Origin of the sequence: Mucilaginibacter endophyticus (assembly GCF_003351025.1) — a bacterium.
Taxonomy (GTDB): Bacteria; Bacteroidota; Bacteroidia; order Sphingobacteriales; family Sphingobacteriaceae; genus Mucilaginibacter; species Mucilaginibacter endophyticus.
Map to the genome: position 1 here is coordinate 106381 of NZ_QPCG01000012.1, position 24524 is coordinate 130904.

Consider the following 24524-nt stretch of genomic DNA (forward strand, 5'->3'; position numbering starts at 1 on the left):
TGTGATTATTCAAAATAATTAAGCGTATTAAAACCGCCTTTTCTCAGGTATTCGTCTTTTTTTACCAAATGCAGATCGACAAGTACCATATCGGTCACCAGCGCCTGCAGGTCATATTTAGGTTTCCAGCCCAATTTATTATACGCTTTGGTAGCATCACCAATTAACAGATCAACTTCTGTTGGCCTGAAATAACGGGGATCTACCTTAACTACTGTCTGCCCAAATCTTAGTGCATCCAAATTCAAGCCAAGCGTGGTAGCACGTTCCTCATCTATATCAATGATCACGCCACGTTCATTTTCATCCTTCCCGCTAAATTCAACCTCTATACCCAGCTCTATAAATGCCATCCTGATAAAGTCGCGCACGGTTGTTGTTACACCTGTTGCTATTACAAAATCCTCGGCAGTTTCCTGCTGCAGCATCAGCCACATGGCTTCTACGTAATCTTTGGCATGTCCCCAATCGCGTTGTGCCGAAAGGGTGCCCACATACAGGCAATTTTGCAGGCCAAGTGCTATTTTGGATGCCGCGCGTGTAATTTTACGGGTGACAAAAGTTTCGCCCCGTACCGGGCTTTCATGATTAAAAAGAATCCCATTACAGGCATACATGCCGTAAGCTTCGCGATAGTTAACTACAATCCAATAACCATATAGTTTTGCAACAGCGTACGGTGAGCGCGGGTAAAAAGGAGTAGTTTCACTTTGCGGTACCGCCTGCACCAGGCCATAAAGCTCTGATGTGGAAGCCTGGTAAACACGCGTCTTTTTGGTAAGATCAAGAAGTCGGACTGCTTCAAGAATGCGTAAAGTGCCAACGCCATCGGCGTTAGCCGTATATTCGGGTGTTTCAAAGCTCACCTTTACGTGGCTTTGGGCAGCAAGATTATAAATTTCGTCGGGCTGAACTTCCTGTATAAGCCTGATAAGGTTAGTTGAATCGGTAAGATCACCATAATGAAGCCTGAATTTAACATTGGGTTCATGCGGATCATGATATAAATGATCAATCCTGTCTGTATTTAATAATGATGAGCGGCGTTTAACCCCATGCACCTCATAACCCTTTTTCAGCAAAAACTCTGCTAAATAAGCGCCATCCTGCCCTGTTATTCCTGTTATTAAAGCCTTTTTCATTAATAAATAGCGTACATGTATTGTGCAATACAATAATATCCAATTTTATTGTAATTACGTCCATAACGCTTAATATATAAGACAGGCAGCGGTTAATGCTACTGTTAAATGACTGATGAGGATATTAAATAAACAACCGGAACAATCAAATTCCGGCTACGGTATCTTCCAGTTCCTTGTACCAATCGGCACCATATTTACGGATAAGCGGATCTTTTAAAAACTCGTGGACGCGCACTTTCAACTCGTCGCCAAATGAACATGCAGGGCTGCAGATATTCCACCTGTCATAGTTTAAAACATCAAACTCAGGATATGAGGTGATGCGGATAGGATATAAATGGCAGGAGATAGGCTTTTTCCAGTTAACAGCACCTTCTTCGTAGGCTTTTTCAATACCACATTTGGTAATGCCGTTTTCCCATATTACATAAGCGCATTCTTTATTGGTATCAACACAAGGAGTAGTATAATCGCCTTCAAAATCGGTTACATATACGCCGTCCTGCTCAATTGTTTTGATGCCTTTTGCAGTAAGGTAAGGTTTCACTTTAGGGTAGATCTCTTTCAGGATATCAAGCTCGTCGGCATTGAGCGGGGCACCCGAATCGCCTTCAAGACAGCAGGCTCCTTTGCACTTGTTTAAGTTACATACAAAATTTTCCTTTACTACATCTTCGTGCAGTAACACATTGCCAACCTCAATCATCTTTTTAAAATCAATCTTTAATAGGATTTAACGGATACTTAAGTCCCGATGCCGATTTCAGGTCCATCGTTACACTACCAATCAGCACTTCAACATGGGCTTTTACCGGTATCCTGTTTTTATCATTAGTAACCCAAAGGTACAACTTACTGTTCTTCCGGAAAATACGCCCCGGAATAATTGCCGGGCTAAATTTAAGACAATTAAACTTACCAAGCGAACACTCAACCGTTTCGGTACCCACATAGGTTATCTGCATACTGTGAAAGCCATCCTCCAAAAAGTATTGCAGATCAAAGGTATCCCCCTCGTGCAGCTTTGAAACATCAATAGCCCGAGCGAAATAATAGGCCGATACAAAATCAAAAGACTCTCCCTTATACCCGAATGTTCCCTTATTCGCCGTTACCTTTTTATCTTTCTGATCGAAGGTAACATTGTCTGTATGCCTGTACTTGCCTTCCCTCCTGTTTTCAGTATAAAAATAGGGCATCAGCGTTGTCTGATCAACGTATGATTCATAACGGTTACGCACCTTGTAAAACAGGTCGAAGGAGCCCGCCGTTTTGCCCTCAGCAACAAGGTGGAACGTTGGACGGTCATTATATTTTTTATCGCTGGCCTCTACCTTAATGGTAGCCTCGGCAGCGGTAAAAAAGCCGTACTTCATCTTGTAATCCAGTTGTTCGCCAGCTTTGAAAATCGATTCGTTGATCTTTTTCAACTCCTGGGCAGATACCCCGGAACAACAAACTATAAAAAGCAGTACAGTAAAAAAATATTTATTTATCAGCAGTTTTTTCATTGATTAATAGCCCCTTTTGCAGGACTTGTGATAAGACAACTGCTATTATAAATGGTTTAAACCTATTTTTATTGCGTACTGCTACTTAAAAACTTAGTCCTTACGCTTATAGATAGGAACGGTTGAGCATGGCTCACCAAACATGAGGCTTTTCACCACGGCAGTTAGCTTTTTAGTGATCTCCACATAAGCAGATGTTGGCACTTCTGTATCGCCACAACCTTTCAGCACAATGCGCTGCCCGCGGTATTGTTCAAAATCGGCTTTAGCTATCTCCTTTTCAAAAAGCACAGTTTCAAGTACATCCTTATCGCCAAAAACTATTTCGCGGGCGTAAGGGGCCATACGGTTAGCCAGCAACATATACGCCCATGCAGGTACAATAGCGTCGGCAGAGCAGGTAATTCCTACGTTCTTGCCCTCGTATTGCGCCCAGTCATGTTCTTTTATAAAGTCCCTGAAATCCTTCTCCTTTAAAATAAGGCCATGGAAAAGATTTTCTTTTATATCGTATATGACGCGCTCGCCGGCAGGATAAAAATCTGCCGGGTCTAAGGTAACCAAGCCACTCTGAGCTACCTTATTTACTATGTTTTCCTGGATATCCATACCGTTTATCATGAAAGCTAAAAGCTTGACGCCGCTTAGCCGGGTTCTTAAATATTACTTCTAACCGCCTTATATAAAAACACTATAGTCAGTATATAAAACAAAAAATCCGGGAGCGGCTTAACGCTACTCCCGGATACAAATTTACTTTAAATTTTATTTAGAAAAATTTAGCTCTGTTATCTTTTACAATTGCATTATCTTTTAATGCATCCAGAACTAAGCCTTGTGAACGTTGTAACAGTGCCTGGCCAATTTGCTCTTTTTGTTTAACAGCATTACCAAGTGCAGGCGGGTTAGTGAAACCATTAACCACAAACACATAAACGCCTTGAGCACCGTCAACCGGTTTTGAAATTTTGTTAACTGCTGAGCCAAATACAGAACCAATAACTTTGTATTCTGCAGATTGACCAGGGATGATCGGGTTAGCGAAAACAATGTTTTCAACCGGAACCACTTTGCTGTTTACTTTTTGAGCAACCTGGTCGATAGAAGCGCCGCCGCCAAGGGCCGAGTCAAATTTCTCTTTCAGTTGTTTAGCTTTAACCTCATTACGTACCATTGGCTCAATTTGCTTTTTAACAGCTTCAAGAGCTAATGTACCTTTAGGCTTGATCTCGGTAAGGCGGGTTACGATATATTGGTCACCTACAGTAAATACTTTATCAGTGATATCGCCTTTTTCGGCTTTGTAAGCCCATCTAACTACATCACGGGCGTTATCCAAACCTGGCAGGCCAGAAGCTATAGCGGTAACATCTTCGGCAGTACGTGGTTTTAACCCTTCTTTTTTAGCCTCAGCTTCAAAGTTATCAGATGTTAACGAAGCTAAAAATGCTTGTGCTTTGCTGTAAGCTACAGTTTGTGTTTTGCTGCTTGCAGTTAAAGGTTTATCAACCACGCCAACTTTAACCAGTTTTACAGAACCTTTTTGATCTTCAACCTGGATAACATGGTAACCAAATTGCGATTTTACAACAAGGATATCGCCTTTGTTTGCTTTGAAAGCAGCATTGTAATATTCAGGAACTAATGCGCCCTGACCGCCACCCATAACGCCATTGGCATCAAATGATGGAATTTCACCGCCTTTTACAGCGCTGCCTTTATCGGCCGAGAAAGTTGTTGCCAATTCGGCAAATGACTTACCGCCCTGGATTAATTTTTTGATTGAATCCGCTTTAGCTTTTGCTTTATCCTCGCCACCTGCAGATGCAAGGTCGATCAGGATGTGCCTTGTTTTAACTGAGTCAAAAGTAGTTTTGCTGTCAACCAGTTTAGCTATTTTGTAGCTACCGTTTTCAATGTAAGGGCCGTATACGAATCCTTTGGCAGCGCTAAACATGGTTGTATCCAGTTTAGGGTCAAGGCTGCCTTTACGCTGATAGGCTAAAGGCGCTTTTGTTTCGGCATTGATCTGAACAAAAAGCGAATCGTTATTAGTTGTCTTAAATTCGTTCGCTAATTTTTCTGCCTGTAGTTTAACTGCAGCTGAGTCTTCCTTTGAAGGGGCAGCGTTAAAAGTAACATATTCAAAATCCCTTAACTCCTGTGGCGTTTTGAACTGAGCTTTGTGAGCATCGTAATATGCGCTGTAATCGCCATCAGTTAAAGTAACTTTAGCGTCAGGGATTGAAGCGTAATCAAGCGATACATATTTAAAGTTAACCAGCTTGTTTTTTGCTTCGTAGTCATCCGTAGCTTCAAGCGAGTTTACATAAAGGCCATTGGTAACCAATGTCATGTATTTGGTAGCTTTTTTAGCTTCAATTAAGTCAACAACAAAGTTATGCCATGCTTCTTTTTGAGCAGGATCGGCTTTACCTGATTGAAGGTAGGCTTTAAACTGGTTGTACTTGTTGCGGTCAAACTGGCCTGTTTGCTGATCGGCAAACTGACGGGCAATCTGAGGGTCAGGATTATTGTCGCCAATCATCACACTCATTTCGTCGTCACCAACTGTAAGGCCAAGTTTTTCAATTTCTTTGCCTATCAGCATCTGGCTTAAATACTGGTTCCAGGTAGTTTCCTGCAAATAGCTTGCTATCTGCGGAGAAATGCTCTGTCCCTGCTGTTTGAACTGCGCTGAATTTTGCTCCAGCTTTTCGTTGAATTTGTCATAGGGCACTTTTTCGCCGTTTACAACGGCAAGCTCGTTACTATCGTCCCTGAAAAAGGAACCGCCCGATCTTACAACTTCGCTCACAATAAATGCAAGCAGCGCGAGGCCAATAAAGAATGCGAGAATCTTCCCCATTCTTTCGCGCAAAAAACCCATTATACCCATATTACATTTATAATTATTCTATTCTTTTTTAAAGAGGGCGCAAGATACAATTTTTACTAAAATTCTATAACACAAAATTTTCGTTAAAAAAAGTCATTATTGTGTCGCTTTTTCATCCACATGGAATATGCCCGTACTACTTTTAAAGGAAGGATTTAATAGCTTGTCATCGCTTTCAAAGGTATCGCCGTTCATGACGTTGCCTCCGCTAAGGGTGGCTTGTACCGGTTTATTGGAGTAAACACGTTTGGTTACCTGGTCCCAAAATAATTCTTTTGATTTAAAGGTTTCGCCTTTGGCATTGGTTGCAACCACGTTACCGTGAAATTCGATAAGCTTTTCCTTCTCCCGTTGAATGCCGGTATCGGCAATGATATTTCCCGCAAAGTCGCCGGTAGCACGATCATAATAATCGATCTTGACACCTTTAGGCATAATTTTATAAGGCTTCTTGATCTGGTACTCAACCATAAGCGGAGCCGTAAGATGGATCTCCACCTTTGTCGAATCGCTCATGATCACATCGAGCCCGGTAGTGCGCTGGGCTACGGTATCAACTTCATTAGCTGATATTTCCCTAACTTTTTTCAGATCGTTTTCGCACGAGGACAGGAAAGCCGCCAATGGCAACAATAACAGGCATAATACCGGTATGTTAACTGCAGGGCGGCTCATGACAGCGAATTAGTCAAATTTATATTTGGTAAACCACTTATCATTAAGCGTAAAGCCAAGGTGGATGTTAACGTAGTTTTCTTTAACCAAACCATTAACCAATGAACCACGCTGACCAACTTCAGCAGCGATGTTGATCTTGTAGTAACTACCGTTGTTTGAGCGCAGCGGTAATCCTAATCCTATAGTACCGGCATACCTTTTAATGGTGCGGCCGTTGATGTGCATATAAGTTTCATCATAAAGAGCACCTAAACGGTAATCAACAGTGGCAAGGTAGTTTCTGATGGTTGAGATATTAGGCGTATATGAACCACCTATGTTGAATGTTTTGCTATCCTGTAAGCCCTGGTTTACACCGGCAATTGATAAGTCAGACCATTTACCCATAGAGTAATCGGCACCAACAAGAAACTTGCCATCGTTTTGAAAAGAGATACCGAACCTGTTGATCTGCGGTAATTTCAGTTTTGATTTTGGGCCGGTTGTACTAACCACACTATCAGCAGCTATGTCCTGGTTACCATTGGCATCATTAAAATACTGGCTAACAACAAAGCTGCTTTGCGTATGCAGCTTTGTACCCGCCGAAGCCGAATAGCCGAAAACGAGGTGTTTTGTTTCAGAAAAATCAAATGAATATTGCAAACCGTAATCGTAGTTGATACCACCAATGGCATTGCTCGATTCAATTTTTGAATTTATTGCACCTGCAAGATTAGGGATTTCGGTGGTGGCAATATCTTTGATGTTACCAAATATGTATGATACGTTTGCACCTAACAGCAAGTGCTTGCCTATACCAAAACCATATCCAAAATATGCTTTTGATAAGCTACCATCGCCGCTGTAGCTATAATTGGTTACGTTGGTATCAGCAGGCGAGCCTGAATTTCCCATTTTATTAACCGTTCTTTTATAGTTGTAACCACGCTCACTGTATGGCAACAAACCAAAGCTTAATGCCGAACGCTTTGAAGTAGGGATAGCGAACGCGATATGATTAAGCCTGAAATTACTGTTTTTTTGACTTGCCGCTCCTGTTTGGTTCAGTGTTAAAAAGTTGGCATATAAACCAACGTCAATAGTTGTAAGGTTAACGGCGCCGTATGATGCCGGGTTTATAACGTTGATGTTATTAAAAAAACCTATTTTGTTGGTAGCAACAGCTATACCGCCCATACCTATATTCTGGCCCATAAGTTGAGGATCAATATCGCCAATACCGTAACGTGAATATGGAGAGCTTGAAGTTGCCGTTGATTGCGCGTGTACAGAGAAAGCGGCAACAGCCAATAAAAGTGTTATAAAAAACCGGGTATATTTAATCATTATGCTTTTGTATAGCTGCGTTTAATCCTTTTAAAACCAAATATGGTTCAATTTTTATGTAGCGGGCAAAGATGCTATTTTTCAATAGAGTATCAAAAAAAATGCTGTCGCCCCCGCTTAATATAATGTTCAGTTGCTCACCGACGGTTTTATAACTTTCAATAAAACCGGTAAGCTCATATTTTATTCCGTTTTGTACTCCCGAACGGATGGCGGTTGTTGTATTGTTACCGTATGTCGTATCAAAATCAGCGTCGGCCTCAATGAGCGGCAAACCTGCCGTGTAATTATTTAAAGCCTTATAACGCATATTTAAGCCCGGCGATATACTCCCGCCAAAATAATTCCCTTCGGCATCAACACCATCATAAGTAATGGCTGTCCCTCCGGTTATTACCAGGCTGTTTTGCCCCGGGAACATGTGATACGCGCCTATAACAGCCGCCAGCCTATCGGGGCCGAGGGTTTCGGGGGTTAAATAATGGTTATTTATTCCGCTGGTCATAAATGTATTAAATTGAATCAGCGGAATTTTTTGCCCCAGTATAGCCTGCCAGGGTTCTTTACTTTTTTTTACCGATGATACAATTGCCTTAACAGGGTTGTATTTGCTAAGTAAACCATCAAGAGCTGGCTCGTCAATGGATTCATATTGGTTCGCCTCAAGCATTACATCCAGGTTAAAAACCGCGATTTTGATGAGGGTATTACCAATGTCGATAACCAGACTGGTCATCAGGCCCTAACTATTGATAATATTGATTCAAAAATAGCTAAACCGTCCTCATTGGCTAACAAGCTATCGGCAGCACGCTCAGGGTGTGGCATTAAACCAAACACATTCCTGGTTAGGTTGGTAATACCGGCTATGTTTTCCAATGAGCCGTTAGGGTTCGAATCGGCAGTGATATTACCGGCCTCATCACAATACCTGAACATTACCTGGTCATTATCATTAAGGGCTTTAATTACATCAGCATCAGCAAAGTAATTACCTTCACCATGTGCAATCGGGATCCTTAATGGTTGCTGAGGATCAAGCTGCGCTGTAAGCAGCGACTGTGATGTTTGTGGTTTTAAGTAAATGTTGCTGCAAATAAATTTGCGGTTGCTGTTGTGCAATAAAGCACCTGACAACAAACCTGCTTCGGTCAGGATCTGGAAACCGTTGCAGATCCCCATCACGTAACCACCTTTTGCTGCAAACTGGATCACCTCCTGCATAATTGGCGAAAAACGCGAAATAGCGCCTGAACGCAGGTAATCGCCAAATGAAAAACCACCGGGTAAAACAACAAAGTCAACACCTTGCAGATCATGATCTTTATGCCATAACCTTACTACCTGCTGACCCATTATCTTTTCTAATACATAAATGATATCTTCATCACAATTAGAGCCGGGAAATATAACTACTCCAAACTTCATCAGTATTACTTTTAAAATGGGGTGAACCTAAATAGCTTGTTATTATAGTTTCAGGCTACAAAACTAACATAACCACCGAAATAAGGACGAATGTAAAAGTTAAAATTTGTTAAACTGAAAATAAATAATGCTGATAAACAACAGTAGATACAGTATTTCATAAAACCAGCGCTTTGTTGCATACAAAAAATAATAGGCAAAAAACACCGTTGCGGGTACCGCACAAAGCAAAAAATGGCTCAGGCGAAACTCTGAATTAAGATAAAATGAAAGCGCCGTAGTCAGAAAAATGAAAAACAACAACTGAAATGTTTTACGGATCTGTACGTAACTTTTAAAGAAATTTTGTTGCAGTTTAAAAAAACAAAGCACCAATATCAAAATAACCGGCGCCAGCAAAAGGTAGTTATAAGAGTTTATACTGATATGATCCGGAAACTTTTTGCCTAAGGGCAGCCAGATATGCGTAAACCGGGGCAGCATATCGTTCAGGAAATAGATAACCGCCAGGAAAAAGAATACGGTTACATACCCCAGTATCGAAATAACCCACTCGCGCCAGTTAAACGGCCGGTACACAATAAGCGCCACCCAGATAGCTAAAAACAAATAAATAAACGGGAAATACACAAGCGAGCCCACCGCTACGATCATGCCCACATCATAAGTTGCCGATTTAACATCCTCACCCTTATAAAGGTTGAATAATTTATACAGCATCCATAGAAGCAGAAAATTACATATAAGCGGCGCACTTAATGTTAAAAAAGGCGTAAACAAACCAGCAAGCGTAACATACATTAACGCTGGTAAAAAAGTTGGTTTGCCCAATAAGTTATGGTGATTGATGAGCGAATTAAGCAATAATGCTTGCGCGAATACCAGCCCGCCCGCAATTATCACATTCAACAGTGGCGAAAAAGCGTATTCATATTTTACCGGGACCAGCAGCCGGGCAAATGGTTCAACAAAAATAAATTCAACCTTTTCGGGGACTTGTGCCATATAACCCACCCGGAGCACGAACAGCAAAATAGCCAGCCATAAAATATTAAGGGGATTATAGTTCCGGAAAAGATTGATCATATTATGCGGCCGTATTTGCGGTTGCAAAATTAGCAGAAAAACAGCTTACGTTGCAATGCTTTAAACTCTTGCGTATTGCTTTACCAGTTTATCAACTATAGCGGCTGTTTCGTCAGGAAAATCAACGATGATTTTTTTGCTGTCGTTTATCCAATTACTTAAATGGCCATTGAATTTTTCATTGATTTCGCTCACTACCGGAACGCCCAGCTTAGAGGCCGATAGCGCGTTGCACTGCTGCTCATATTGCCCCTTCATAGGTATCATCATGACCTTTTTCTGCAAAAACAACGCTTCAGCAGGGCCTTCAAAGCCACCGCCGGTAAGCAAGCCGGTACAGCTGGCCAAACTTTTATTGAAAGCCTCATTATTTACCGGGAAGATTTCTACATTACCGGATTGATAGGCTTGCTTTTGCCTTTTTGAAAACACCTGCCATTTAACTTCTTTTTGTGTACTCAGGTACTTCAGCAGGGTTTTATCATCATATGCCGGCAAATAAACGGTATAATGCCCCAGATCAGAAGTTTCCATCTGCCTGATCTCGCTGCGGATCACAGGCGTGTTGATAAAAGTATCATAGCGCTCAAAATGGAACCCCACATGATAAGTGGTAGGCGAATAATTTTTTAAAAGCCACTGCGCAAAAGGGTCCTTTTTTTCGGGCCTCGGCGTATTGGGCGATACAAATGAACACTGATGACTTAATGAAACCGATGGCACTCCTCTTAGCCTGCAGGCCCAGGCACTTACCGGTTCAAAATCGTTGATGATAAGATCATACTGTTTTAGCGGAAGGCTCCGTAAATCGCGCTGAAACTGGCGCAGGTTCATGATTTTCCAGGTGGCCCAGTTATCTACGCCACCATTAGTGCCAAATACAAAACTTACGCCATGAAACTTATATTTCAGGGGCTGAGATAACGAAACTTCCGCTTCGGTGCCGCTCACCAGCAGGTCAACCTCACCGTATTGTTGCAGCAGGGGTACAATTTCCCTTGCCCGGCTGATATGGCCGTTACCTGTTCCCTGTATACCAAACAGTATCTTCATTAAAATAATTTCTTTTCAAAAAGGATGATGATCGCGCGGTACAGGTGTAGCAGACATGCTGGTTTACCTCCGCCAATATTCAGGGGGTTAATTTAGTAAAGAAAAATGTTTTCGCCGTGTAATTTAATCGTGTTCGTGCTTAAAACGCTCCAACAGGTTTTTAACGTCAAGCATGGCGTTCAAATCTTCCGAATCGGTTTTATCTTCTTCATCCGCATCGGTATTGAAATCATCAGGCTTATATCTGAATACTTCCCACTTCCCGTCGTTATACTCCAATGCGCTCAGGCTTTCTACCCAATCGCCCGAGTTTAGATAAAGTACCGAACCGTTATTTTGGGTTGATGTAATTTCCCTGATCTCGGCGTGGTGAATGTGACCACAAATTACATAGCTGTATTCTTTATCCACAGCCAGATCAGCCGCGGTTTGTTCAAACTGGTTAATGAATTTTACCGCCTCCTTAAAACTGGCTTTTACCTTTTGCGAAAAGCTCATTTTTTGCCTGCCAATTGCCGTAAGGAACCAGTTCACAAAACTGTTGATCAAAATAAGCGTATCATAACCCACTGCACCCAGTTTGGCCAGCCACTTAGAGTGCTGCATGGTAACGTCAAAAACATCCCCATGAAAAATCCAGGCCTTTTTACCGTCGATATTAAGCACAAGTTTATCAAGCAGCTGAAAAGTACCCATGTTAAAATCGGTAAACTTCCGCAGCATTTCGTCATGGTTGCCGGTTAAATAATAAACCGGGATACCATCAGTAACAAACTTCAGGATACGGCGCACCACTTTCATGTGTGCTTCGGGCCAGTACGATTTACTAAATTGCCAAATATCAATAATATCGCCGTTCAGGATAAGGATTTTGGGCTTGATGCTTTTTAAATATTTAAGCAATTCTTTTGCGTGACAGCCGTAAGTACCAAGGTGCACATCAGATATTACTACAATATCAACTTCGCGTTTTGCCATTAAATTAAGGGGCTATTTTACAGGCCGGCATGATTTGGTTAGCCGGAAAAAACAATATTTTATTAATAAAGCAACGATTACTCGTCGTCCTCATCTTCGTTAACTGTCAATTCATATGGACTTGCGTAGAAGCAGCCGACAAGTATCAGCAACCCTATAACTACCAAATAAGCATACTCAAAATTCATTACAAAGATTTTTACAAATGTCTGAAATCTAACATTATCCTACTGTTAAGACTTCATTAAATGTAAAAGGTTACTTTGCTGTGCTAAATTTATTTTTTATCCTGTCGAGCTGTTTTAAGTGGTGCTGTAAATGGATGCGGATAAACTTAAACCATTGTTTGGCATTAAGCATGCCCAGGCGGGGATGTTTGTATTTATTGGCCGGAGAAGAGCCTGCAATAAGCGGCATGGTAGTGTCAACCCGCTTGCGGCATTTTATGATCAGGTTTTTGGCATCTTCCTTACTGATTTTGTTGGCAGCCATTTTATCACTAACCGTACTGGGAACTGTTGTTTTAACGGGCGGAAACTTACCCAGCAGCAGCAAGATCCTTCCCTCCCAGTTAATGCCTTTTTTGGTGGGTTCGCAATTGCCATGCGTACAACGTTCAAGCGCTATTGATGAACCAAGCGTAGCCTGCATAATGTGACTATACACCTCCGCAAACGACCAGCCGCCGTTTGGCGGAGTAACATCAAACAACTCATCAGGTATAATATCCAGTTGTTTGCGGTATTCATCAAGGGCTGCATCAATAGCTTTACGTTCTTTGGCAATACTCATAAAAGTAAAGTTAACTCTTTTAAATGAGCAATCTGCACGGTTACATCATCCGGCTTTTCGAGGTTAAAAGGGTTAAAATAAATGGCATCCATGCCAAAATTAAACGCGCCGCGGATATCGGCCTCTATGCTATCCCCTATCATCACGCTTTCGGTTTTTGAGGCCCCGGCCAGGTCAAGCGCATGCTGAAATATCGCTTTATCGGGTTTATTGACACCTATATCTTCAGAAATGATAATGTTTTGAAAATATTTTGCCAGATCGGTCCCGGCTATTTTTATCCGGGTTGAATCTTTAAACCCATTCGAGATCAGGTGCAGGGTATACTTCGATTGCAGGTATTGCAGGGTTTCGTGCGCGTGCGGAAACAGGTTGGTTTTAGTAGGACAAAGTTTTACGTACTCATCCTCAAAATCAAGCGGCATCAGGTCGGGCTGTAAGCCAAGATCAATAAATGTTGATTTGAAACGGGCCTCACGCAACTCATCTTTGGTGATCTCGCCAATATGGTATTGCGCCCAGAGGCGGTGATTATTGCGGGTATAAGTTTCGATGAAGAGCTCGGCAGACTCCAACCCTATCTCAGCAAGCTGATGGATAACATATAGCTCCTGCAAAGCTTCCTCAGCATTTTTATCAAAATCCCAAATGGTATGGTCAAGATCAAAGAAGATGTGTTTGTATTGTTTCATGTCGGATTTCGGATGTTCGATTTCGGATTTGCTTGATTTAAAAATCGAAAGTCCAAAATTAGAAAATCTTAATTGTTAAATCCGAAATCCCAATTCCGAAATTCGAAATCAAAATAAATCCGAAATCGGACTACGCTTTTTCTCCAAAGGCCAGATCCCCGGCATCGCCCAAACCAGGTACTATATAAGCTTTGCTGGTCATTTCGTCATCAACGGCGCAAACCCAGATTTTGGCTTTGGGCAGGTTCGCTTTCACATGCGCTACACCTTCGGTACTGGCAATTACGGCGGCAATGTGCAGTTCTTTTATAGAGTATTGGGCCATCAGCTCTTTACAAACAGCAACAACACTTTGTCCCGTAGCCAGCATGGTATCGCACAAAATAAAAATCTTATCATCAAGGTTTGGCGTAGCGATATGATCAACCTGGATCAAAAAGCTGCCATTGCGTTTCACTTTGCGGTAGGCCGTGATAAACGCCGATGACGACTGATCAAAGAACTGCAGAAAGCCTTGATAAAATGGCAGACCGGCCCGTAATATAATGCCCAGTACCGGCTCATCTGCAGGTACGTTAACGCTGGCTGTACCCAACGGGGTCTGAATTTCTTTGGTTTCGTAATGTAATGATTTGCTCAGCTCATAAGCCAGTATGGCGCCCAGCCGCTCCTGGTTTCGCCTGAAGCGTTCCTTATCCTGCTGGATGACGGCATCCCGCAATTCGGCCAGAAACTGGTTGGCAATGGTATCGGTTTTATTGAGGATGAAAATCATGTTTAAATTTAAAGGTTTTTCGGCAATAGCATCATTATTTGTTTATTAAATGTCATATCGGGTCGTCAGTAATAAACTTTATTTTGAATATATGTAGTCAACTACGTAGATTTGTACATAAATATTAAAGTCATGAATACTACACCGGTTATAAGCTCATTAAACAATACCTATTGCCAGCAGATCATTGATATCATTTTGCCAATTCAGCAAATAGAGTTTAACGTGCCCATTACACTTGAAGCCCAGCCCGACTTGTTGGATATTGAAACCAACTACCACCAAACCGGCGGCAATTTTTGGGGAGCTACCTACAACGAACAGCTTATTGGCACCATAGCTCTGATTGCTTTTGGCGATAATGCCGCGGCTATCCGCAAAATGTTTGTGCTTAAAGATTATCGCGGCAAGGAGCTGGGCATTGCACAGTTATTACTTGATAACCTTATTACTTATTGCAGGCAAAACAATATTACATCCATTTACTTAGGAACTGTTGAAGTGTTGAAAGCCGCTCATCGCTTTTATGAAAGGAATGGATTTACACGGCTTGCCAAGCATGATTTACCAGAATCATTCCCGCTTATGGCTGCGGATACTATTTTTTATGAGTTACATTTGAACAATTAACAACGGAATAATGAATGTTATTGACGAATCGGGGATTTTGGCAATTTCAACAAGGCTGCAGCGCCTGGCCGAGCAGTTGCGTAAAGAAGGCGTACTCATTTACAAAGCCAACAATATTGAATTTGAACCCAAATGGTTCCCGGTTATTTATACGTTGCATTTTAAGCCGATGCTGAGCGTGGTAGAAATTGCAGCCGAAATTGGTTACACTCATCCTTCAACAATAAGCCTGTTAAAAGAGTTGGAAAAAGAAAAACTTATTCGCTCAAAAAAAGACAAGGCCGACGAAAGGAAGCGCCTGATTATGTTAACGACAAAGGGACAGGAGCTTATAGAGCGCATGAAACCGGTTTGGGAAATTATAAAGGCAGCCGCCGCCGAAATTGCCGATACCCAGAACAACCTGATGAAGGCAATTACCGAAGCTGAAGAAAAATTAAAACAGCAAAGTTTTTTGGATAGGGCATTGCGTTTAAAGGCTGAGATGTGAGTTTACTAATATTGAGGCTAAAACGTCTGTCATTCTGAGCGAAAGCGAAGAATCCTCTTCACTATGCAGAGCCGTAATACGTGGTGAAGAAGATCCTTCGTTCTTAATAATGACACAATTAAAAAATGGGGTCATGCTGAGCCTGTCGAAGCATAGCGGGGTGGGCCTCTGCGCGCGTCCTTCGACAAGCTCAGGATGACAAGCTACCACACCTAATGTCATCGCACCTTTACAGATCCCGACTCTCTCTACCCATGACATAATTTGTTATGACTGATGTAATTTATTACCCCCGGCACAACAATGTTGACATACGGTTGTCATTACCATGTACTTATTTTGATTTACAAACCCTGTTTCTGGATTATTTGTATTTTTACATAACAACATGGATTTTCAATTAACATCTCAATATAAACCCACCGGCGATCAGCCCGAAGCTATACGGCAGTTGGTTGAAGGTATCAACAACCGTGACCCATATCAAACTCTTTTAGGGGTTACCGGGTCGGGCAAAACGTTTACTGTTGCCAATATTATAGCACAAACGCAAAAGCCCACACTCATTCTGAGCCACAATAAAACATTGGCGGCACAGCTATATGGTGAGTTTAAACAGTTTTTCCCCGAAAACGCGGTAAACTATTTTGTGTCATATTACGATTATTATCAACCTGAGGCGTTTATCCCTACCACAAACACCTACATAGAAAAAGACCTGCAGATAAATGAAGAGATAGAAAAACTTCGTTTACGCACTACCTCGTCTTTAATGTCGGGCAGGCGCGATGTTATCGTGGTGTCGTCCATATCATGTATCTATGGTATGGGTAACCCTGACGACTTTGCCGATTCGGTTTTCAAATTTGCTGTAGGTACCCGCATCAGCAGGAATGCTTTTTTGCACCGCTTGGTGGAGATTTTATACGCCCGTACCACTGCCGATTTTAAACGCGGAACATTCAGGGTAAAAGGTGACACCGTGGATATTTTTCCAGCTTATCTGGATTACGCGTATCGAATTTCATTTTTTGGCGATGACATTGAAGAGTTAAGTGCCTTTGACATCGGTACCGGCAAAACCATTGAAAAAATGACTCACATGGTGGTCTATCCGGCCAACCTATACGTGGCTCCCCGCGAGCGTTTCCTGCAATCCATCTGGGCAATACAGGAAGAACTTGAAACCCGCAAAAAGCAATTCATTGACGATGGCCGTTTCCTGGAAGCTAAACGTTTGGAAGAAAGGGTTAATTACGACCTGGAAATGATCCGTGAGCTGGGTTACTGCTCTGGCATCGAGAACTATTCCCGCTTTTTTGACGGACGCAAGCCTGGTGCAAGGCCATTCTGCTTGCTCGACTATTTCCCGGAAGATTACCTGATGGTAATTGACGAAAGTCACGTAACCGTTCCGCAGATCAGGGCCATGTATGGTGGTGACCGTTCGCGCAAGATCTCATTGGTTGACTATGGCTTCCGCTTACCGGCTGCCTTGGATAACCGTCCGCTTAATTTCCAGGAGTTTGAAAACCTGGCGCCACAAACTGTTTACGTAAGTGCTACCCCGGGCGATTTTGAGCTGGAAAAATCGGGCGGTGTTGTAGTTGAACAGGTTATTCGCCCTACCGGACTGCTTGATCCGGTCATCGATGTTCGCCCGGTAATTAACCAGGTAGATGACCTGCTTGACGAAGTAGATAAAACCATTAAAAAAGGCGATCGCGTGTTGGTAACTACGCTTACCAAACGTATGGCCGAAGAATTGGCCAAGTACATGGACAGGCTGGGCATTAAATGCCGTTATATCCACTCGGAGGTTAAAACCCTGCAGCGTGTGGAAATTTTACGGGGCCTGCGTCTTGGCGAATTTGATGTACTGATTGGTATCAACCTGCTTCGTGAAGGCCTCGATTTACCCGAAGTATCATTAGTGGCCATTTTAGATGCCGATAAAGAAGGCTTTTTAAGATCGGAACGCTCATTGATCCAAACCATCGGTCGCGCCGCCCGTAATGACCGTGGCCGGGTGATCATGTATGCCGATAAAATAACCGATTCGATGCAGATAACGATGGATGAAACCAATCGTCGCCGTGAAATTCAGATTGCCTACAACACATTACACGGCATTACACCGCTAACGGTTGGCAAAACCCGCGAGGAAATTATGGAGCAAACATCGGTGGTTGACTTTAAAGGCGGTGTACAACAGGCCTACGTAGAAACAGATACCATCACCCTTGCCGCCGACCCTATTGTTCAATACATGACCAAGTCCGATCTGAAAAAATCAATCGACAATACCAAAAAAGATATGCTTGCCGCCGCCAAAAACATGGATTTCCTTTTGGCAGCCAAGCTACGCGACGAAATGTTTGCATTGGAAAAAATGATGGAAGAGAAATTTTAGGCTTCAGGTTTCAGATGTGCAAATTTCAAATGTGTAAATGGGCAAATTTCAGATGGGCAAATGACAGATTAGAAAATTAAGTTTTTTTCATTTGCAAATCTTCACATTTGAAATCTGCAAATCGTCAAATCATCTTTTTCATTTGCACATCTGCACATTTGAAATTTGCACATTATCAACTCAAATCATAATAAAACATTTTTAACGTTATATACCTTATATTTGTAAGCTCAAAATTAACAGTATGATTCTTATTCGTTTCCTGATCATATCTATTTGTATATTATACATTGTACGCAGCCTGGCACGTTACCTGTTGCCATTCCTTTTTGAAAGTGTTGTAAATAAAGCGCAACAACAATATCAGCAACAGCAACGTAATTATAATGAAGGCCCAAAACCTGATGGCAAAATCAGGATTGATCATATTCCGCAGCCTAAAAAAGGCAGCGTGCCCGATAGCGAAGGTGAGTTTGTTGATTACGAAGAAGTAAAATAACCTAAATCAATAAACTATGGACACTAACCCGGTATTTAACAGGCGTCATAACCATAATAATACGCCCGCCTCGGTAACACTTATTATCACCAACTTTATAGTATTTGGCCTGTCCACCCAAATGTTTACTTCCTGTGCCGGCATTAACACTTTTTTTTGGGTGGTTTTAGCCGCTTTAGCTGTTTATAATTACTTCACCATACGTAAATACCGCGAAGATTATGACAAACCCCAGGTCATAGCCTACGTGGTGAGCCTTGTTGTAATGATAGGCTTATATTTTGTTTTGCGGTACGCACAACACTGCTAACAAATTCCTTAACAAAACTTATAATTCCTATTCTCATTGTAATTTCTATTTTTGAGGAATATAATATCCATTTCAAAAAATTTAAATGAATAACTGGTTTAAGCGTAACGGCATTCATTTTGCCATAGCTGCAATTTTCTTAGTGATCTGCTTTATATTTTTAACCCCGGCTTTTCAGGGAAAAACATTAGGCGGTAATGACGTTACAAGGGCACAATCAACCCAAAAAGAAATTAATGATTATAAGGCCAAAGACACCACCATATTGTGGACCAACCAGATTTATGGCGGTATGCCAACCTACCAGGTATGGGCTCCTTATAAAGCCAATTTAACTACATGGGTAGTTAGCGCCATAAACTATACTTTCCCAACCCCTGTTGGTACAGTGCTGTTATTCTTATTAGGTACATACTTTTTATTTATAGTATTAAAGGTGAATCCATGGCTTGCGGCGGCGGGTGCGGTAGCGTTCACCTTTTCATCGTATAATATTATTTTGCTGGTTGCCGGTCACGCAAACCAGGCCTTTGCTATTGCATTTTTCGGGCCGATACTTGCGGGCATTATCCTTACGCTTCGGGGCAAGCACCTGTTGGGTTTCGCAGTTACAGCTTTATTTCTTGCATTAGAGATCAGGGCCAACCACATACAAATGACTTATTATTTGATGCTGGCCCTATTAATTATGGTGGGTATTGAGCTTTACCATGCTATAAAAAACAAAACGCTGAACGATTTTCTAAAATCGGTAGGCTATATAGCTGCCGCGGTACTGCTTGCTGTTGCCGTAAATGCATCTATCTTATGGAGCACTGCCGATTATGGCAATGAAACCATTCGTGGTAAATCAAACCTTACCAGGCAAGCAGCAGAGCCCAACAACGGCTTGGCCCGCGATTACGCTTACGAATGGAGCCAGGGTGTCGGTGAATGTATCACCTTCCTGATCCCTAACGCTTATGGTGGCGGTGAACAAGGCTCTACTGATCCGGATTCGCATGTAATCAAAACGCTTGGTGCAAGTGGAGCCGATCCTAATCAAGTTGCCGGTATCTCTGCAAATTATTTGCCACTGTACTGGGGTAACAAACCATTTACTGCAGGTCCGTTTTATTTTGGCGCTGTAATTTGCTTACTGTTTGTATGGGGCTTAATGATAGTTAAAAACCGCATTAAATGGTGGTTATTGGGAGCTGTTGTATTGACTATGTTGCTGTCATTCGGCAGGAACTGGCCGTATCTATCCGACCTGTTCTTTAACTACTTCCCGCTTTATAATAAATTCCGCGCTGTTGAATCTATACTGGCGGTTGCAGGTTTCTGCTTCCCGATTCTTGCTGTGTTGGCGGTTAACGAAGCTATAGTGAATGAAGACAAGGCAAACTTGTTCAAAAAACTAAAAATCGCGTTTTATATAACCGGCGGCATTGTGCTGATTGTTGCGGCAGTACCATCCCTGTTATTATCTTTCAGCGTTAGCGAACAACAGGCTGGCGTTATAGCTCAAATTGGCCAGGCTTTGAAAACCGATAGCTCAGCGATAACCCGCGCGTTAATTGCCGACAGGGAATCAATGGCGCAGGCCGATGCTATCCGTTCGCTTATTTTCCTTGCCGTGGCTTTTGGTATTGCATGGGCTTTCCTTAAAAAGAAGATCAACCCAACAGTTGCCTCTCTTGCATTCTTAGCTTTGATCCTTGTTGATCTTTGGGGCATTGATAAACGCTATTTGAACCATGATAGCTTTGCGCCAAAACAGGATAACGAAACACCGCAGCCACGCGAGGTTGACCAGTTTATCATGAAAGATAAAGATCCTGATTTCAGGGTGTTTGACGTTACCCAATCAATCAAGGGCGATGGCCTAACACCATTCTTCTACAAATCATTAGGTGGCTATTCGGCTGCAAGGCTAAAACGCTGGGAAGAACTTATTGACAACCAGCTAAGCAAAAGCATTAACCAGGATGTGCTGGATATGATGAACGTTAAATACATCATCAATTCTGATCCTAAAACACAAAATGTAGGTATGCAGGTAAACCAAACAGCCTGCGGCCACGTATGGTTTGTTAAGAGTATTAAATATGCTGATAATGCCGACCAGGAAATGGTTGCCATCAGCAGCTTTACACCAAAAGACGAGGCCATTGTTGATAAACAATACAAAAGCGTTATCGACGAGAAAACTTTAGGTGCCGGAGCCGGTGAAGGTAAAATTGAACTTACCAGCTACTCGCCAGATCATATGGTTTACCAAAGCGGTTCTACTGCATCACAGATAGCAGTATTCTCTGAAGTATACTATAATAAAGGCTGGAAAATGTATATCGACGGCGTTGAAAAACCGTATTTCCGTGCCGATTACCTTTTACGTGCCGCTCAGATCCCGGTTGGTAACCACAAAATTGAGTTTATATTCCACCCGGCATCATATTACACCGGCGAGAATATCTCATTAGCAGGTTCAATCCTGCTGGTACTTGCCTTAGGTGGTGCCGCCTACACCGAAAACAAAAAGAAAACTCCGGCTGCAAAACCGGCTGATAAAAAAGTATAAGCATTAAGCTTAAGAAGAAAAAAGCGATGAGCAATGCTCATCGCTTTTTTTGTGGGATTTTATTGATGAATGTGTTTGACGGGTGGGAAATAATCATCCTTGCAGCTGCTGAAAAGATTGTACCTTTGAATAAACCTTATTACAAACAATGATACCATTAATACAGCAAAACAAATTTGATGAGCTCAAGTATGTTCTGCAAAATTCAGATAGCGGCTTAAAAATACACCAGGTCCTTTTGCAGGTTTTAAACGGCAACCATTTGGACGAAGCCGATTATGGCTTTGAGGCAAATATGTACCAGGAAGAATTTCTTGAAGGCATTAATTTGTATAAAGCATTAAACAAATCAGAAATCCCCAAAAAGCAGCTTCAGGAATATAAAATCGCGTTGACATTCCTGGTATTTAAAATGGGAGGATTTATCAAACTTTTAGCTGATACAACTATGCAAAAAGGAGTATATCTTTCCCAGGCAAAGGGTGTATATAAAGTTGACGCATCTTTAAGAAGCGAGCTACAAGCGTTTATTGACTTACTCAAAGAAACGGATGATGTGCAGGCAATTGCAAATGCCTCTGCCGCAAAAGCGCAAATCAGTTTATCCATAGGCGACCTGCTTAAAAAGCATGAAATTGGGCAAGACATGCTACAATTTGCCGCTGGATATGAAAATGCGGGATTAAAAGATCAGGCGGCCCGTATTTACCAAAATATACTATCGGATTTTGAATGCGAATCTGTACAATTATCCAGCAATTTAATCCCCGAAATCACCCACGTTGATACACGTACCGATGAAGAAATAGAAATTTTTGAAACGGCTAAAAACCGCTTTGAAACAATTACCGGCATCAGTCTGCCCCAAATAAAGCGGGTTAGACCGGGCACCGATGCTAACGCTCAAAAATTAGTTGAGAAGATAGATGAGCACGAAATACAGTTAAAAGAGCAAGAAGAAGAAAATCAACCTACTAATCTCTGGAGCAGGTTTAAAAGATTTTTCAATTAATAATTTGAAGAGTCAATCCTTATAAATAATTGTCAAGCTTTGGCGCAAGTATTGAGCAGAGAAGTGTGCGATGGATGACTTGTGCTTACACAGGGCTTTCCGATACTCAGGCACAAGTGAGCCCTGCTCAATCAACCACACAACACTTGCGCCAGAGAAGGGCTCTATCGCAATGACATTTTTTATTTAAGTTCCTCAATCATTCGTCCTCCTGTTCTTTAACCAGTACCATCCTAAATTAAAGGCGATAACAAAATGGTTAAAAACAGTGGGAATTAAGCCATAATTCCGTTTCATGATGTCAAAACGTTCCGTCAGGCTTTGCCGATGCTTTTTCTTCGACATGCCCCCTACCAGGTATTTAGCTACGTAGCGGTTAACGTTGACAATCTTTTTGGCCTTTTTTGCGGCACGGATTATCCAGTCGATATCCGAACTTAATTGATAACGACGGTCGTAAGGTTCGGCCAGTGAATGCCTGATATAAATAGCCTGGTGACTAATGTTCATGCCATATTTAAAACCACGCCAGGTAAACTTAGCGGGGGCTTTATGCCGACGCTGGCCTAAACTATTTCCATCATCGTCAATCATTTCGGTTTCGCCATAGTAAATATCGGCATCATCTGCCGAAGCAAAAACCGCGGCTACAGTTTCAAGATCATAAAACTCATCTCCCGAGTTCATGAAGATCACGTAATCGCCGGTAGCCAAAGCAAGGCCTTTGTTCATGGCATCATAAATACCCTCATCCTTTTCGCTGACGAGCTTTGCTATTTGGCTTTTGTATTGATCAATTACCTGTAAAGTGCCATCGTTGGATAAACCGTCGACAATAACATATTCTATATTAGTATAAGTTTGATCAACTACCGACCGGATAGTACGCTCAATATCCCTAACGTTGTTATAAACAATGGTGATAACGCTTAACCGGGGATTAAACATCGCAACCTCCATTATTCAATAATTGTTGATAAACTTCGACATGCTTTTTGGCGATCACTTCTTCCGAAAAGTTATCCATAATGGTTTGCCGGGCTTGCTGGTTCAGCTTGTCCTTGTCAGGATGTTTAATAATCCACTCCATCCCATCGGTAAAACTTTCTGACGAGCGATAGGTAGCTAAGTAACCGCTGTATTGATGCTGCACCATGTCGGGGATGCCACCGGTAGTAAAAGCAATTACCGGGGTACCACAGCTCAAGCTTTCCATTACAGTGTAAGGTAAATTATCCTCAAGCGAAGGAATCAAAAAGGCATCGGCCGCGGCATAATGCAAGGCCAGTTTTTCATCGTTATTGATGGTACCTAAAAAACTGGTTTTAAAAGGAAAATCAGGCAGATTTTCTGTACCGCGGTTTCCAAACACCACCAATTCTACCTGATCTGTATCTGCACCTAAACGTTGCCTAAGCAGCTCCATACTTTCCAACAGGTATTGGGTACCTTTATGCAGATCCTTGCGCGATGGCATAAATCCGCTTAAAAAAATGAATTTATCAGTCGGTAACCCGGCTTGCAGTTTCGCCTGCTTTTTATCAATCGGCTTAAACACATCCGTTTCCAGCGTATTAGGAATATTACTAATAGCTCTCCCTTGCATTAAACTGCTTTTATTTACAGAGGCTTGCATCCATAAACTTGGTGCTATAATGTTAAAGCCGAGTTGCCGGTAAGCCTCACTTTTTTGTTGCCAGATGCGGCGTGAAATATCATTATCACCGGCATTGATCAGCAGCGGACAATTGCCGCATTGTTGCTGATAATGATCGCAGGTATAGCGCACATGGCATCCGCCGGTAAAGGCATTGCTGTCATGAAAAGTCCACACTACAGGCTTTCCCAGCTTTTTGATTTCGGCTAAATGTTTAGGATCTAAAAAGCCATGATTGATCCAGTGCAGATGAATAACATCAGCATTTTTAACATCAGGATGTTTAATTACCGAACGGCCAAACCAGGTAAAAGAAAATGGCGTACGGCTATCGGGTTTTAGAAAGCGTTTAGCCAGTATCCGCTCCAGAATAATAGTGGCGGCGGTGTATGATTTTTGGATAATACTACGGTTAAAAGTCTTGATATCAGGATTATTTCCAAATTTATAATGTACTATAATTTTAGAATCGATATTTTGGCTTAGTAATGCCCGGTTAAGGCGCATGCAGGCCCTGCCCGCGCCGCCATTACCGTCATACGTATTGAGGTGCACCACTTTTAACATGGCTCAAAAATACATTT

General features: G+C 42.0%; 24 protein-coding genes. 7 read left to right on the forward strand and 17 right to left on the reverse strand.

What is annotated here, in order from left to right; translation table 11 throughout:
- Nucleotides 1–5: 5 nt before the first annotated feature.
- From gmd to upp, 15 genes are all read right to left on the reverse strand, one after another.
- On the reverse strand, nt 6–1142 hold the full coding sequence (gene gmd / locus DUL71_RS30390) for a GDP-mannose 4,6-dehydratase (RefSeq protein ID WP_114941581.1): 1137 nt from the start codon (nt 1140–1142) through the stop codon (nt 6–8).
- Nucleotides 1143–1287: 145 nt separating this feature from the next.
- Nucleotides 1288–1851, reverse strand: coding sequence for a DUF3109 family protein (locus DUL71_RS30395; RefSeq protein ID WP_114941582.1), 564 nt, complete (start codon nt 1849–1851; stop codon nt 1288–1290).
- Between the two features lie 10 nt (nt 1852–1861).
- A complete protein-coding gene (locus DUL71_RS30400; RefSeq protein ID WP_114941583.1) occupies nt 1862–2656 on the reverse strand; it encodes a DUF3108 domain-containing protein in 795 nt (264 codons plus the stop codon).
- Nucleotides 2657–2749: 93 nt separating this feature from the next.
- Nucleotides 2750–3265, reverse strand: coding sequence for a DUF2480 family protein (locus tag DUL71_RS30405; RefSeq protein ID WP_114941626.1), 516 nt, complete (start codon nt 3263–3265; stop codon nt 2750–2752).
- A 160-nt stretch (nt 3266–3425) separates the two neighbouring features.
- Nucleotides 3426–5555: a peptidylprolyl isomerase gene (locus DUL71_RS30410; RefSeq protein WP_114941584.1), complete on the reverse strand. Its 2130-nt coding sequence runs from the start codon at nt 5553–5555 to the stop codon at nt 3426–3428.
- 96 nt (nt 5556–5651) lie between these two features.
- Entirely contained in the window at nt 5652–6230 is a 579-nt protein-coding gene (lptC, locus tag DUL71_RS30415) for an LPS export ABC transporter periplasmic protein LptC (RefSeq protein ID WP_114941585.1), read from the reverse strand.
- 9 nt (nt 6231–6239) lie between these two features.
- Nucleotides 6240–7562, reverse strand: coding sequence for a BamG family beta-barrel-assembly machinery protein (gene bamG / locus DUL71_RS30420; protein WP_114941586.1), 1323 nt, complete (start codon nt 7560–7562; stop codon nt 6240–6242).
- Nucleotides 7555–8298: a type III pantothenate kinase gene (locus DUL71_RS30425; protein ID WP_114941587.1), complete on the reverse strand. Its 744-nt coding sequence runs from the start codon at nt 8296–8298 to the stop codon at nt 7555–7557. Before DUL71_RS30425 ends, bamG begins: the two co-directional genes overlap by 8 nt.
- On the reverse strand, nt 8298–8990 hold the full coding sequence (gene purQ, locus DUL71_RS30430; protein ID WP_114941588.1) for a phosphoribosylformylglycinamidine synthase subunit PurQ: 693 nt from the start codon (nt 8988–8990) through the stop codon (nt 8298–8300). The genes DUL71_RS30425 and purQ overlap by 1 nt, the downstream gene beginning before the upstream one ends.
- 99 nt (nt 8991–9089) lie before the next feature.
- Nucleotides 9090–10076, reverse strand: coding sequence for a DUF6427 family protein (locus tag DUL71_RS30435; protein ID WP_114941589.1), 987 nt, complete (start codon nt 10074–10076; stop codon nt 9090–9092).
- A 60-nt stretch (nt 10077–10136) separates the two neighbouring features.
- Nucleotides 10137–11129, reverse strand: coding sequence for a glycosyltransferase family protein (locus DUL71_RS30440; protein WP_114941590.1), 993 nt, complete (start codon nt 11127–11129; stop codon nt 10137–10139).
- A gap of 123 nt (nt 11130–11252) precedes the next feature.
- Nucleotides 11253–12107 (reverse strand): UDP-2,3-diacylglucosamine diphosphatase, encoded by an 855-nt coding sequence (locus DUL71_RS30445; RefSeq protein ID WP_114941591.1) that lies wholly within the window; start codon nt 12105–12107, stop codon nt 11253–11255.
- A gap of 258 nt (nt 12108–12365) precedes the next feature.
- Entirely contained in the window at nt 12366–12899 is a 534-nt protein-coding gene (locus DUL71_RS30455; protein ID WP_114941593.1) for a DinB family protein, read from the reverse strand.
- Nucleotides 12896–13591, reverse strand: a complete 696-nt coding sequence (locus tag DUL71_RS30460) for a YjjG family noncanonical pyrimidine nucleotidase (protein WP_114941594.1) — start codon at nt 13589–13591, stop codon at nt 12896–12898. The genes DUL71_RS30455 and DUL71_RS30460 overlap by 4 nt, the downstream gene beginning before the upstream one ends.
- A 130-nt stretch (nt 13592–13721) precedes the next feature.
- Nucleotides 13722–14366, reverse strand: a complete 645-nt coding sequence (gene upp, locus DUL71_RS30465) for a uracil phosphoribosyltransferase (RefSeq protein ID WP_114941595.1) — start codon at nt 14364–14366, stop codon at nt 13722–13724.
- A gap of 132 nt (nt 14367–14498) precedes the next feature.
- On the opposite strand from upp, the gene DUL71_RS30470 reads away from it, so the two are divergent.
- The 7 genes from DUL71_RS30470 to DUL71_RS30500 all read left to right on the forward strand — a co-directional run bounded on the left by DUL71_RS30470 (nt 14499) and on the right by DUL71_RS30500 (nt 22283).
- On the forward strand, nt 14499–14996 hold the full coding sequence (locus DUL71_RS30470) for a GNAT family N-acetyltransferase (protein ID WP_114941596.1): 498 nt from the start codon (nt 14499–14501) through the stop codon (nt 14994–14996).
- Nucleotides 14997–15006: 10 nt separating this feature from the next.
- Nucleotides 15007–15486 carry a MarR family transcriptional regulator gene (locus tag DUL71_RS30475; RefSeq protein ID WP_114941597.1) on the forward strand — a complete coding sequence of 160 codons (480 nt, stop codon included), beginning with the start codon at nt 15007–15009 and terminating at the stop codon, nt 15484–15486.
- 388 nt (nt 15487–15874) lie between these two features.
- Entirely contained in the window at nt 15875–17899 is a 2025-nt protein-coding gene (gene uvrB / locus DUL71_RS30480; protein WP_114941598.1) for an excinuclease ABC subunit UvrB, read from the forward strand.
- 244 nt (nt 17900–18143) lie between these two features.
- Complete coding sequence (locus tag DUL71_RS30485; protein WP_114941599.1) at nt 18144–18398, forward strand: DUF4834 family protein; 255 nt, start codon at nt 18144–18146, stop codon at nt 18396–18398.
- A gap of 16 nt (nt 18399–18414) precedes the next feature.
- The gene (locus DUL71_RS30490; protein ID WP_112575671.1) at nt 18415–18708 is read left to right on the forward strand and encodes a hypothetical protein; all 294 of its coding nucleotides are present in this window, start codon (nt 18415–18417) and stop codon (nt 18706–18708) included.
- An 85-nt stretch (nt 18709–18793) separates the two neighbouring features.
- Complete coding sequence (locus DUL71_RS30495; RefSeq protein WP_114941600.1) at nt 18794–21271, forward strand: glycosyltransferase family protein; 2478 nt, start codon at nt 18794–18796, stop codon at nt 21269–21271.
- A gap of 262 nt (nt 21272–21533) precedes the next feature.
- Nucleotides 21534–22283: a hypothetical protein gene (locus DUL71_RS30500; RefSeq protein WP_154402527.1), complete on the forward strand. Its 750-nt coding sequence runs from the start codon at nt 21534–21536 to the stop codon at nt 22281–22283.
- A 195-nt stretch (nt 22284–22478) separates the two neighbouring features.
- On the opposite strand, the gene DUL71_RS30505 is transcribed toward DUL71_RS30500, so the two are convergent.
- Both DUL71_RS30505 and DUL71_RS30510 read right to left on the reverse strand, forming a co-directional pair.
- Nucleotides 22479–23243 carry a glycosyltransferase family 2 protein gene (locus tag DUL71_RS30505; RefSeq protein WP_244228887.1) on the reverse strand — a complete coding sequence of 255 codons (765 nt, stop codon included), beginning with the start codon at nt 23241–23243 and terminating at the stop codon, nt 22479–22481.
- Nucleotides 23224–24507, reverse strand: coding sequence for a glycosyltransferase (locus DUL71_RS30510; RefSeq protein WP_114941603.1), 1284 nt, complete (start codon nt 24505–24507; stop codon nt 23224–23226). Before DUL71_RS30510 ends, DUL71_RS30505 begins: the two co-directional genes overlap by 20 nt.
- Nucleotides 24508–24524 lie beyond the last annotated feature (17 nt).